Source organism: Solimonas soli DSM 21787 (assembly GCF_000474945.1).
Taxonomy (GTDB): Bacteria; Pseudomonadota; Gammaproteobacteria; order Nevskiales; family Nevskiaceae; genus Solimonas; species Solimonas soli.
The window spans coordinates 14,236-27,012 of sequence record NZ_KI440836.1; the positions used below are offsets into that span (position 1 = coordinate 14,236).

The following is a 12,777-nucleotide window of genomic DNA, read 5'->3' on the forward strand; positions in this document are numbered from 1 at the left end:
TGGAAGTACGGTGTAAGGAGCATGAACGGCGCGGATGCTCGCGCTGCCGATGCGCCGTCAAGCGGAGTGGTTTGGCTGACGGACAGCAGCCGACTCACGCTATGATTTGCAGGAACTGCGGGTTTTGTAGGATTTTCTCTACAAAAGCGCGCCTTTTTCCAAAGATCGCGCCCATGCGCAGCCAGCTCCCCGATCTTCCCGTCCTCCAAAGTCTGCCCGATTTGCGCGCTGCCCTGGGAGTGCAGACCTGCGCCGTGCTCGCGGCGCCGCCGGGGTCGGGCAAGACGACCGTGGTGCCGCTCGCCCTGCTGGACGAGGCCTGGCTCGGCGACCGGCGCATCGTCATGCTCGAACCACGCCGCGTCGCGGCGCGCGCGGCGGCGGCACGCATGGCGAGCCTGCTCGGGGAGAAGGTGGGCGAAACCGTCGGCTATCAGATTCGCTTCGAAAAACGGCTCTCGTCGCGAACGCGCATCGAAGTACTGACAGAGGGCTTGCTCGCACGACGTCTGCAGGCCGATCCGGAACTGCCCGGCGTCGGTCTCGTCATTTTCGATGAATTCCACGAGCGCAGCCTCGACGCCGATCTGGCGCTGGCACTGACGCTCGATGCGCGCGCCAACCTCAACCCGGACCTGCGCCTGATGGTGATGTCCGCGACGCTCGATACGCAGCGCGTCGCGGCGCTGCTCGACGGCGCGCCGGTGATCGAGAGCGGCGGACGCCAGTATCCTGTCGACGTTCGCTATGTGGCCTCGAGCGCCGATCTTCGCGAGCACGGCGAAACCGTGGCGCGCACCGTGCTGCGCGCGCTCGACGAAACATCGGGCGATGTGCTCGCCTTCCTCCCGGGCGCGCGCGAAATTCGCGCGGCGCAAGGCTTGTTGTCGGCACGGCTCGGCGAGCGCGTCGCCGTGCGTCCGCTCTACGGCGAGCTTTCATCGGACGAGCAGGACCTGGCGCTGCGACCGGACGCGGACGGGCGACGCAAGATCATCCTCGCCACCAATATCGCGCAGACCAGCCTGACGGTCGAAGGCGTCGCCACGGTCGTCGACGGCGGCCTCGTGCGCGTGGCGCGCTTCGATCTCGCAGCCGGCGCGAACCGGCTGGAAACAGAGCGCGTGTCGCGCGCCTCGGCGGATCAGCGCGCAGGCCGCGCCGGTCGCCTGGGGCCGGGCGTCTGCTACCGGCTGTGGAGCCGCGATCAGCATGCCAGCCTGATGCCGCACGACACGCCCGAAATCCTGTCGGTCGACCTGACACGCTTTGCACTGGAACTCGCCGCCTGGGGCGCCGCCCGCACCAGCGAGCTTTCGTTCCTCGACCAGCCGAATCCGGCGGCCTGGCAGTACGCGCGCGATCGTCTGCTCGACGTCGGCGCCATCGATGCCGCAGGCCGCATCACGACGCACGGCCGCGCACTCCTGCGGCTGCCGAGCACACCGCGCATCGCGCACATGTTGCTGATGGCCAAGGCACACGGCTTTGGGCGCACCGCGGCCTGGCTGGCGGCCGCGCTGGAAACGAGGGACGCCAGCGCGCGCAGCGATTTCGCGCACGCCGTGCAGGAGCTCGCGCATGGCAGTGGCGACCCCGCCCTGCGCCGGCGTGTGCTCGAGTCGGTACGGCAATTCCAGCGCGTCGCGCACATCGACGACAGCGAGCCGCTGCGACTGGAAGATCGTGCGATCGCGCGCTGTCTGGCCTGGGCATATCCGGAGCGAATCGCGCAGCGTCGCGCCGAAAGTCGTGGTGCGCATGAGCTCGCCTTTCTGTGTGCGGACGGCAGCGAGGCGCGGATCCGGAACCACGATGCGCTGGCTGGCGCCGAGTGGCTGGCGATCGCGCACTGGGATCCGGGACCTCCGCGGCGCATCCGCTCTGCGGTCGGCATCGCCGCCGCCGATGTCCGCAGTGACCAGGGCGATCGCATCGCCTGGCAGACCGTCGTTGCGTGGAACGCGCAGACGGAGGCCGTGGTCGCGGAATCGCAGCTGCGGCTAGGGGCGATCGTGCTCGAACGCAGGTCGCTGCGGCCTCAGGAAGCTGAAGCCGAGATCGCGGCCGAGATGCTCGCGGGTGTCCGCATGCTGGGCATACAGGCCCTGCCTTGGGATGACAACGCCCGGCAACTGCAGGCCCGCATCGAGTCCCTGCGCGCGTGGCGTCCGGAAGAGGGCTGGCCCGACGTCAGTGACGAGGGCCTCACTGCCCGCATGGAGTCCTGGCTGAAGCCGCAGCTCGTCGGCATGACGCGGCGCGATCATTTGAGCCGTCTGGACCTGAGCGAACTGCTGCGCGCGCAATTGAGCCACGAGCGGCAGCAGGCGCTGCAGAAACTGGCGCCGACGCACGTCGAAGTTCCCAGCGGTTCGCGCTTGCGCCTCGACTATCGCCCACCCGGAGCACCCGCCCTCGAAGTGAAGCTGCAGGAGATGTTCGGCAGCCTGGATACGCCGACCGTGAATGGCGGTCGCACGAAGATCGTTCTTCATCTTCTGTCGCCGGCGCAGCGGCCGATCGCCGTGACGCAGGACCTCGCCGGCTTCTGGGAGCGCAGCTATCTCGATGTGCGCAAGGACATGCGCGGCCGCTATCCCCGTCACCCGTGGCCGGACGATCCCCGCCGAGCCGAACCGACGCGCCGGGCGAAGCCGCGCGGCACCTGACGGTGGCCGCTGCACGACTGTCGCCCGTTTCGCGGCGAACAACAAAAAACCCCGATGCTTCCGCATCGGGGTGTTCTGTGTTTAAGACCCTGGCAGTGTCCTACTCTCACATGGCAGCTGCCACACTATCATCGGCGCTGAGTCGTTTCACTTCCGTGTTCGGGATGGGAACGGGTGGTTCCAACTCGCTATGGCCGCCAGGGAAACTGGCTGAGAAACCGGCTTGTGGCCAATCTCTCGAATTTGGTTTTGGTAGTTGAACACTGAAGCAACTCAATGCCTCAGTAGATACTTAACGGCAAAAATGCTTGAGCGTTATATGATCAAGCCGCACGGGCAATTAGTACACGTTAGCTGCACGCATTGCTGCGCTTCCACATCGTGCCTATCAACCTTGTCGTCTACAAGGGCCCTTCAGGGGACTCAAGTCCCGCGAGATCTCATCTTGAGGTGGGCTTCCCGCTTAGATGCTTTCAGCGGTTATCCCGTCCGTATATAGCTACCCAGCGATGCCACTGGCGTGACAACTGGAACACCAGAGATACGTTCCACCCGGTCCTCTCGTACTAAGGTGAACTCCTCTCAAATCTCGAACGCCCACGGCAGATAGGGACCGAACTGTCTCACGACGTTCTGAACCCAGCTCGCGTACCTCTTTAACCGGCGAACAGCCGGACCCTTGGGACCGACTACAGCCCCAGGATGAGATGAGCCGACATCGAGGTGCCAAACACTGCCGTCGATATGGACTCTTGGGCAGTATCAGCCTGTTATCCCCGGAGTACCTTTTATCCGTTGAGCGATGGCCCTTCCATACAGAACCACCGGATCACTTAGACCTACTTTCGTACCTGCTCGACTTGTTTGTCTCGCAGTCAAGCTAGCTTATGCCTATGCACTCAAGAGCGCGATTTCCGACCGCGCTGAGCTAACCTTCGCACTCCTCCGTTACTCTTTGGGAGGAGACCGCCCCAGTCAAACTACCCACCATACAATGTCCCTGTCCCGGATAACGGGACGAGGTTAGAACTTCGAGTTTACCAGGGTGGTATTTCAACGACGCCTCCATCAGAGCTAGCGCCCTGACTTCAAAGGCTCCCACCTATGCTACACAAGCAAACTCAAAATCCAGTGTAAAGTTATAGTAAAGGTTCACGGGGTCTTTCCGTCTTGCCGCGGGAACACTGCATCGTCACAGCGATTTTAATTTCACTGAGCCTCGGATGGAGACAGTGGGGCTATCGTTACACCATTCGTGCAGGTCGGAACTTACCCGACAAGGAATTTCGCTACCTTAGGACCGTTATAGTTACGGCCGCCGTTTACTGGGGCTTCGATCAAGAGCTTCGCCTTGCGGCTGACCCCATCAATTAACCTTCCAGCACCGGGCAGGTGTCAGACCCTATACGTCCACTTTCGTGTTTGCAGAGTCCTGTGTTTTTGATAAACAGTCGCAACCCCCTCTTCACTGCGGCCTACTTGCGTAGGCGTGCCTTCTCCCGAAGTTACGGCACTAATTTGCCGAGTTCCTTCATCCGAGTTGTCTCAAACGCCTTAGGATACTCTCCTCGCCCACCTGTGTCGGTTTCGGGTACGGATTCTTGATGCCTGAAGCTTAGAGGTTTTTCTTGGAAGCGGGGTATCAGGTACTTCGCTGGCGAACCAGCTCGTCATCACCTTTCAGAATTGACCTCCCGGATTTGCCTAAGAGATCTCCCTACGGGCTTAAACTACCATCCAACAGGCAGCTACCCTAACCTTCTCCGTCACCCCATCGCAGCATCAACAAGTGCTGGAATATTAACCAGCTTTCCATCGACTACGCTTCTCAGCCTCGCCTTAGGATCCGACTCACCCAGCGCCGATTACCGTTGCGCTGGAACCCTTGGGCTTACGGCGAACGGGTTTTTCACCCGTATTGTCGTTACTCATGTCAGCATTCGCACTTCTGATACCTCCAGCAACCCTTACGAGTCACCTTCACAGGCTTACAGAACGCTCCTCTACCACGCATATTGCTATGCATCCGCAGCTTCGGTACACCGCTTGAGCCCCGTTACATCTTCCGCGCGGGCCGACTCGACCAGTGAGCTATTACGCTTTCTTTAAATGATGGCTGCTTCTAAGCCAACATCCTGGCTGTCTTAGCCTTCCCACATCGTTCACCACTTAGCGGTAATTTGGGGACCTTAGCTGGCGGTCAGGGCTGTTTCCCTTTTCACGATGAAATTTAGCTCCCACCGTGTGTCTCCCGTGATTGCACTTGCAGGTATTCGGAGTTTGCAACAGTTGGGTAGGAACTTGTGCTCCCCCCAGACCGTAACAGTGCTCTACCCCCTACAGTGATACACGAGGCGCTACCTAAATAGCTTTCGAGGAGAACCAGCTATCACCCGCCTTGATTAGCCTTTCACTCCTATCCACAGCTCATCTCCGTCTTTTTCAACAGACGTGAGTTCGGGCCTCCAAGTGGTGTTACCCACTCTTCACCCTGGCCATGGATAGATCGACGGGTTTCGGGTCTACTCCCAGCAACTAATCGCCCTATTAAGACTCGGTTTCCCTACGGCTCCCCTATACGGTTAGCCTTGCTACTGAGAAGTAAGTCGCTGACCCATTATACAAAAGGTACGCCGTCACCCTTGCGGGCTCCGACTACTTGTACGCATCCGGTTTCAGGTTCTATTTCACTCCCCTCTCCGGGGTTCTTTTCGCCTTTCCCTCACGGTACTGGTTCGCTATCGGTCGACAACGAGTATTTAGCCTTGGAGGATGGTCCCCCCATGTTCAGACAAGGTTTCACGTGCCTCGCCTTACTCGATTTCATTCCATACGTCCTTTCGCATACGGGGCTATCACCCACTATGGCCGGCCTTTCCAGACCGTTTTGCTAAAACATATAGAACTTAAGGGCTGCTCCGCGTTCGCTCGCCACTACTTGCGGAATCTCGGTTGATTTCTTTTCCTGCAGGTACTTAGATGTTTCAGTTCCCTGCGTTAGCTTCCGCCACCTATGGATTCAGTGACAGATAGGGCCGAAGCCCTGGGTTGCCCCATTCGGAAATCCGCGGGTCAAAGCTCGTTTGTCAGCTCGCCGCGGCTTATCGCAGACTACTACGTCCTTCATCGCCTGTTGTCGCCAAGGCATCCACCAGATGCGCTTGTTCACTTGATCATATAACCTCAAACATTCTTTCGAACGTCGGAGATTTGGATCTCACTCTCGACAATCTTCGCCGTTAAGCACCTATGGCATTGAGTTCAACTAGCTTTCGCTAATCAACTAATGACAACAGTGTTCAACTACTAAACCGTATTGTTAAAGAACAAGAATCCACATCGTGGATTCGGGGAAACATTCACGCGAATGCTTGCCTGAATCGACAACGAGTCCCGAATCGTCTGGTGGAGCCAGTCGGGATCGAACCGACGACCCTCTGCTTGCAAAGCAGATGCTCTCCCAGCTGAGCTATGGCCCCGATTACCCGAACGAAGAATCAGTACGCCAGTGTCTGAAGATGGTGGGTCTGGCTGGATTTGAACCAGCGACCCCACGCTTATCAAGCGTGTGCTCTGACCAGCTGAGCTACAGACCCCTGGGCCGAAAACCTCGGGCAGAACGTGCGCGCACCCGCGCAGCTCTCGATTTCTTTAGTGCAAGTGACTTGTGTGGGCGCTCCCGTGGCGCTTGGAAGCGTACTTGAAAGGAGGTGATCCAGCCGCAGGTTCCCCTACGGCTACCTTGTTACGACTTCACCCCAGTCATCGGCCACACCGTGGTAAGCGCCCTCCTTGCGGTTAGACTACCTACTTCTGGTGCAACAGACTTCCATGGTGTGACGGGCGGTGTGTACAAGGCCCGGGAACGTATTCACCGCCGCAAATGCTGATCGGCGATTACTAGCGATTCCGACTTCACGAGGTCGAGTTGCAGACCTCGATCCGGACTACGAACAGCTTTATGGGATTAGCTCCACCTTGCGGCTTGGCGACCCTCTGTACTGTCCATTGTAGTACGTGTGTAGCCCTGGGCATAAGGGCCATGATGACTTGACGTCATCCCCACCTTCCTCCAGTTTGTCACTGGCGGTCCCCTTAGAGTGCTCAACTAAATGGTGGCAACTAAGGGCAAGGGTTGCGCTCGTTGCGGGACTTAACCCAACATCTCACGACACGAGCTGACGACAGCCATGCAGCACCTGTGTCTAGGTTCCCTTGCGGGCACCCCCATATCTCTACAGGGTTCCTAGCATGTCAAGCCCAGGTAAGGTTCTTCGCGTTGCATCGAATTAAACCACATACTCCACCGCTTGTGCGGGCCCCCGTCAATTCCTTTGAGTTTCAACCTTGCGGCCGTACTCCCCAGGCGGAGAACTTATCGCGTTAGCTACGACACCGACTTGCAGAGCAAACCGACGTCAAGTTCTCATCGTTTACGGCGTGGACTACCAGGGTATCTAATCCTGTTTGATCCCCACGCTTTCGTGTCTCAGTGTCAGTACAGGCCCAGGTGGCTGCCTTCGCCATTGATGTTCCTTCCGATATCTACGCATTTCACCGCTACACCGGAAATTCCACCACCCTCTACCGTACTCTAGTCATTCAGTCTCGGAAGCAGTTCCCAGGTTAAGCCCAGGGATTTCACAACCGACTTGAATAACCACCTACACACGCTTTACGCCCAGTAAATCCGATTAACGCTCGCACCCTCTGTATTACCGCGGCTGCTGGCACAGAGTTAGCCGGTGCTTATTCTTCAGGTACCGTCAAGACGCGCTATGTTAGAGCACGTTTTTTCTTCCCTGCTTAAAGTGCTTTACAACCCGAAGGCCTTCTTCACACACGCGGCATTGCTGGATCAGGCTTGCGCCCATTGTCCAATATTCCCCACTGCTGCCTCCCGTAGGAGTCTGGACCGTGTCTCAGTTCCAGTGTGACTGATCGTCCTCTCAGACCAGTTACTGATCGTCGCCTTGGTAGGCCATTACCCTACCAACTAGCTAATCAGACATAGGCTTCTCTTAGAGTGCTAGGCCTTGCGGTCCCCAGCTTTGGTCTTGCGACATCATGCGGTATTACTCCAAGTTTCCCTGGGCTATCCCCCGCTCTAAGGCAAATTCCTATGTATTCCTCACCCGTCCGCCGCTAACGGTATTGCTACCGTCCGCGCGACTTGCATGTGTTAGGCATGCCGCCAGCGTTCAATCTGAGCCAGGATCAAACTCTCCACTTTAAAGGTGTAAAGCTTAGATCCAAATATGCCTCGACGCGGCTAAACGTCTTCGGCATCGAAGAGTGATCTTCGTAACTCAATTAACTTTGGCTACGTTGATACTCTCATGTAACGTGGCTTCGCCACGCACACGGGAGCACCCACACAAATCACTTGCTTGTTCTTAAAGATCAGGCTGTTTCGGCTTCGTTTTTCGTCGTTGCCGTGCAGCGGGGAGGCGAATAATAGGGGTTTTTGAGGACGGTGCAACGACTTTTTCCGGTCAGCATGACAAGTACATGAAGTTGAAGTGCTTTTTGTTTTAAAAAAGTTCTTGGCGGCCTTTGGAACGCGCTGTTTTTGTGCAAAATTTCGCCAAAACGAGGGCAAATCGTGACCACGCGCCGCGGGCGCCCGCTGCGAGGACCGCCGATCGCGGTGGCTGAGCGCTCCTTGGCCGCCCTGTCACCAGTCCGCTCACTTCATCGGCCTGCCGGACAAGCGCGAGTGATGCGCCCTCGGCGACTCCGGACTCCATAACGGAAAAGGCGGGCGCGAGGCCCGCCTTCTCGAAACATTACGCCCAGCCGTTTTCAGGCCTGCAGCACCAGATCGACCCGCGCGTAGCGCCGCGAACCCACTTGCAGCAGGTATTGCTTGCCTGGCGAGAGAAGCAAGCCGCGGTCTTCGACGCGCTCCTGGTCGACGCGCACAGCGCGCTGATCGACCAGGCGGCTGCCTTCGGCGTTGCTCGCCACGAGACCGGCCTCCTTGAGCAGGCGGGCGATCGCCAAGCCGCCCGGCGGCGCGGCGACGCGGATTTCAGGGATGTGTTCGGGCAGCGAGCCCTGCGAAAACTGCGCGATGAACGCAGCCTTTGCCTCATCCCCGGCACCGGCGCCGTGAAAGCGCGAAACCAGTTCGACGCCCAGCGCCATCTTGACGTCGCGAGGATTGACGCCGCCGCTGACACTGCGCCGCAGCGCCTCGATCTCGGCGAGAGGACGGAACGACAGCAGCTCGTAATAGCGCCACATGAGCGTGTCGGACACCGACATGATCTTGCCGAACATCTCGTTCGGCGCGTCGTTGACGCCGATGTAGTTGCCGAGGCTCTTGGACATCTTCTGCACGCCGTCCAGGCCCTCGAGGATCGGCACGGTCATGATGCACTGCGGCTTCTGTCCTGCGTTTGCCTGCAGATGCCGGCCCATGAGCAGATTGAACTTCTGATCCGTGCCACCGAGTTCGACGTCCGCCTTGAGCGCGACCGAATCGTACCCCTGCAGCAGCGGATACAGGAATTCGTGCACGGCAATCGATTGATTCGCCGCGTAGCGCTTGGCGAAATCGTCGCGCTCGAGCATGCGGGCGACGGTGTGCTGGGCCGCCAGGCGGATCATTCCTTCGGCGCCGAGCTTGTCGAGCCAGCGCGAGTTGAATTCGATCGTGGTGCGGTCCGGGTCAAGAATCTTGAAAACCTGCTCCTTATAGGTCTGGGCGTTCTCTTCGACCTGTTCGCGCGTCAAGGGCTTGCGTGTTTCATTTTTTCCCGTCGGATCGCCGATCATTCCCGTGAAATCACCGATCAGAAACACGGCTTCGTGGCCCGCCTCCTGGAAGGCACGCAATTTGTTAAGCAACAGCGTATGGCCAAGGTGCAGATCCTTGGCCGTCGGATCGAATCCGGCCTTGATGCGCAGGCGCCGCCCTTCGATCTGGGCTGCGGTGAGCCGCGCGCGGAATTCCTCGGCGGGAATGATTTCGTCGGTGCCGCGTTCGAGCTCGGTGAAGTCCATGTGGATGTACGACAGGGAACTAAGCGATGATGGAAGAATCGAAGCGTAGATTCTGCTTGCAATGCCCCGGAAACTGTGTTTCCTTACGGCCCTAAGCAGCATCACAGCATAAATACAACGATATAGAAGCACACGTGGCTCGGATCGCGCGGTACAGCGCGGCCTCGATATCGTTTTTCAGGTTGAGAAGATGAAAATTGATTATAGCCCAGCCGGGCTGGCCCCTCGCCGCGCGGCGCGGCGCTCTGTTTGGATGGCGACGGCGTGCATTTCGGTCCTGTCGATTGTCGCGATGCGCGAAGGCATTGCGACGCGCCAGGATGCGCTGCGCGATGCGGCCGGTGACGAAGCCGCAGCCGCGTTTTCGTCGCGCGCCGACAGCGCGTTCGATGCCGCCACGCAGGCCGCGACCGCCGACAGCCTGCAGGCTCCCGCCGCCAGCGAATGGACCACGGTCGTGGTCCGTCGTGGCGAAACCTTGTCGGATATCTTCGCCAAGCAGGACCTCGGCCTGTCCGAAGCCGTGGCGATCGTCGGTCTCGGCGGCGATGCCGCGCGACTGCGCAATCTGAAGGCCGGCGACAAGCTCAGCCTGCGCAAGACCGAGGACGACCAGCTCGACGAGCTGAACTACGAGTTCGATGAAACGCACACGCTGCAGGTCCGTCGCTCGGACAACGGCTTCGAGTCGCTGACCATCGAGGCCGAGATCGAGCGCCATCCGGCGCAGCTGACTGGCGTCATCACCAGCTCGCTGTTCGCCGCCGCGCAGAAAGCCGGCCTGTCGAATCGCCTGGTGATGGAGCTCGCCGACATCTTCGGCTACGACATCGACTTCGCCCTCGACCTGCGCAGCGGCGACCGCTTCTCGGTCGTCTACGATCAGCTCTACAAGGACGGCCAGAAACTGCGCGACGGCGACATCGTCGCCGCCGAGTTCGTGAACCAGGGCAAGACCTACCGCGCGATGCGCTACGTCGATGCCGACGGCAACGCCACCTACTACACGCCCGAAGGCGAGTCGTTCCGCAAGGCCTTCATCCGTACGCCGGTCGACTTCATCCGCATCAGCTCCGGTTTCAGCCTCGGCCGCCGACATCCGATTCTCAATACCATCCGCGCCCACAAGGGCGTTGACTATGCGGCGGCGATCGGCACGCCGGTCCGCGCGACGGGTGATGGCATCGTCGACTTCGTCGGCGTGAAGAGCGGCTACGGCAACGTGGTGACGATCCGCCACGGCGCGAAGTATTCGACGCTGTACGGGCACCTCTCGCGCTTCCGGGCCGGACTCAAGGCCGGCCAGCGCGTCCGCCAGGGCCAGCTGATCGCCTATGTCGGCATGACCGGCCTCGCCACCGGCCCGCACCTGCACTACGAATTCCGCGTCAACGGCGTACACCAGAATCCGCTGACCGTCGCCCTGCCACGCGCCAATCCCCTGCCGCGCAGCGTCGTCGCCCAGTGGCGCATGGACAACGCCACGGCACTGGCGCAGCTCGACGCGATGTCGCACTCGCAGCAGACCGCGCTGGCGACGCTAGCCGCGCCGCCGCCGGCCCTGCACGACTGAGCCGGTGTCCGGCGGGATCTGCGTCGGGCTGATCTCCGGCACCAGCCTCGACGCCGTCGACGCGGCCGCCTGCGAGTTCGATGCCGAAGGCCGCTGGCGGCGATTGCTGGGCACGCACAGCGAGTCCTATCCGTCCGCCTTGCGCCAGGAGCTGCTCGATCTGCAGCGCCGGCCGGATACGGCGATCACCCTGCGCGACGTCACGCGGCTCGACGCGGCGATCGGCGACTGCTTCGCACAGGCGGCGGCGCGTTTGCTCGAACAGCTGAGCCTGCGCCCGCCGGACGTCGACGCCATCGGCTCGCATGGTCAGACGGTCTTCCACGATCCGCTCACCATCCGCAGCAGCCTGCAGCTCGGCGATCCGAACCGCATTGCCGCGCGGACCGGCGTCCGCACCATCGCCGACTTTCGTCGCGCCGATATGACGCACGGCGGCCAGGGCGCGCCGCTGATGCCGGCCTTCCATCAAGCCGTCTTCGGCGGCAGTCCCTGCGTGGTCGCCAATATCGGCGGCATTTCCAACATCACGGTACTGGGTGCGGCGGACGCGCCGGTGTTCGGTTTCGATACCGGGCCGGGCAACGCCCTGCTCGACGACTGGATCCAGCGCGAAAAAGGTCTGGCGTACGATCGCGGCGGCGAATGGGCCCGCAGCGCCGAGGCGGATCGCGCACTTCTGGCCGCCTGCCTGCGCGATCCCTATCTGGCCCTGCCGCCGCCCAAGAGCACCGGCCGCGACTACTTCAATCTCGACTGGCTGGCGCGTCGCACAGATGCCCTGCCGGCGGACGCGGCGGTCATTCAGAGAACCCTGCTGGAATTGACCGTCGAGAGCCTGTCGCGGGCCATCGACGCCGAAGCCCCGAAAGCCCGCGAGCTATTCGTCTGCGGCGGCGGTGCGCGCAATGGTTTTCTGATGGAGCGGCTGGCGCAGCGACTGCCGCGCCTGCGCGTGGCCGATACCTCGGCACGCGGACTGGATCCGGATTGGGTGGAAGCCGCCGGCTTCGCCTGGCTGGCGTGGCGAACGGCGCGCGGACGGCCCGGCAATCTGCCGTCGGTCACCGGCGCCGGGCGCGAAGTGGTGCTCGGCGGAATCTACGCGCCCTGACGTCTTTTCCGCGCCGGCCGGGCCGCCGGATCCGCCCGAGTCTGCACGCTACACCGAGAACGAGTTGCCGCAGCCGCAGGTCGTCGAGGCGTTCGGATTGCGGATGACGAACTGCGCGCCTTCGACGCTTTCCTTGTAGTCGATCTCGGCGCCGGCGAGATACTGCACGCTCATCGGATCGACCAGTAGCGTGACGCCGTTCCTGACCACCACGGTATCGTCGTCTTCGCGGCTCTTGTCGAACTTGAAGCCGTACTGGAAGCCGGAGCAGCCGCCGCCGGTGACGAACACGCGCAGCATCTGCTCACGGTCGTCTTCCTCGTCGAGCAGCTCGCGAACCTTGTTCGCCGCAGCCTCGGTAAAAATCACCGTCGCCTCGTCGGCGACCTCTGCCGTTTCGCTCATGA

Annotated in this window: 5 protein-coding genes, 2 tRNA genes and 3 rRNA genes; 3 read left to right on the forward strand and 7 right to left on the reverse strand. The window is 60.8% G+C overall.

Translation table 11 applies throughout. The features are described from left to right. Positions 1 to 173 precede the first annotated feature (173 nt). Complete coding sequence (gene hrpB / locus K344_RS0112135) at positions 174 to 2,672, forward strand: ATP-dependent helicase HrpB (protein ID WP_028080889.1); 2,499 nt, start codon at positions 174 to 176, stop codon at positions 2,670 to 2,672. An 87-nt stretch (positions 2,673 to 2,759) separates the two neighbouring features. On the opposite strand, the gene rrf is transcribed toward hrpB, so the two are convergent. The 6 genes from rrf to tyrS all read right to left on the reverse strand — a co-directional run bounded on the left by rrf (position 2,760) and on the right by tyrS (position 9,683). Further along, positions 2,760 to 2,874, reverse strand: a 5S ribosomal RNA gene (rrf, locus tag K344_RS0112140). Between the two features lie 117 nt (positions 2,875 to 2,991). Beyond that, positions 2,992 to 5,847 (reverse strand): 23S ribosomal RNA (locus tag K344_RS0112145). Between the two features lie 228 nt (positions 5,848 to 6,075). Beyond that, a tRNA-Ala gene (locus tag K344_RS0112150) sits at positions 6,076 to 6,151 on the reverse strand. A gap of 40 nt (positions 6,152 to 6,191) precedes the next feature. Beyond that, a tRNA-Ile gene (locus tag K344_RS0112155) sits at positions 6,192 to 6,268 on the reverse strand. Between the two features lie 107 nt (positions 6,269 to 6,375). Further along, positions 6,376 to 7,905, reverse strand: a 16S ribosomal RNA gene (locus K344_RS0112160). Together the 16S, 23S and 5S rRNA genes with 2 tRNA genes alongside form the textbook arrangement of a ribosomal RNA operon. 572 nt (positions 7,906 to 8,477) lie before the next feature. After that, the gene (tyrS, locus tag K344_RS0112165) at positions 8,478 to 9,683 is read right to left on the reverse strand and encodes a tyrosine--tRNA ligase (RefSeq protein ID WP_028080890.1); all 1,206 of its coding nucleotides are present in this window, start codon (positions 9,681 to 9,683) and stop codon (positions 8,478 to 8,480) included. 292 nt (positions 9,684 to 9,975) lie between these two features. On the opposite strand from tyrS, the gene K344_RS21490 reads away from it, so the two are divergent. Further along, a complete protein-coding gene (locus tag K344_RS21490) occupies positions 9,976 to 11,256 on the forward strand; it encodes an OapA family protein (RefSeq protein WP_043114522.1) in 1,281 nt (426 codons plus the stop codon). Between the two features lie 4 nt (positions 11,257 to 11,260). Then, complete coding sequence (locus K344_RS0112175) at positions 11,261 to 12,370, forward strand: anhydro-N-acetylmuramic acid kinase (RefSeq protein WP_028080891.1); 1,110 nt, start codon at positions 11,261 to 11,263, stop codon at positions 12,368 to 12,370. Between the two features lie 48 nt (positions 12,371 to 12,418). Here K344_RS0112175 and erpA read toward each other — a convergent pair whose 3' ends face one another. Beyond that, a complete protein-coding gene (gene erpA / locus K344_RS0112180; protein ID WP_028080892.1) occupies positions 12,419 to 12,775 on the reverse strand; it encodes an iron-sulfur cluster insertion protein ErpA in 357 nt (118 codons plus the stop codon). Between the last annotated feature and the right edge of the window lie 2 nt (positions 12,776 to 12,777).

What these genes read in the sequence shown, in the direction of transcription:
- hrpB (WP_028080889.1), top strand. Translation starts at nt 174, where the DNA reads ATGCGCAGCCAGCTCCCCGATCTTCCCGTCCTCCAAAGTCTGCCCGAT.
- tyrS (WP_028080890.1), bottom strand. Translation starts at nt 9,683, where the DNA reads ATGGACTTCACCGAGCTCGAACGCGGCACCGACGAAATCATTCCCGCC.
- K344_RS21490 (WP_043114522.1), top strand. Translation starts at nt 9,976, where the DNA reads ATGCGCGAAGGCATTGCGACGCGCCAGGATGCGCTGCGCGATGCGGCC.
- erpA (WP_028080892.1), bottom strand. Translation starts at nt 12,775, where the DNA reads ATGAGCGAAACGGCAGAGGTCGCCGACGAGGCGACGGTGATTTTTACC.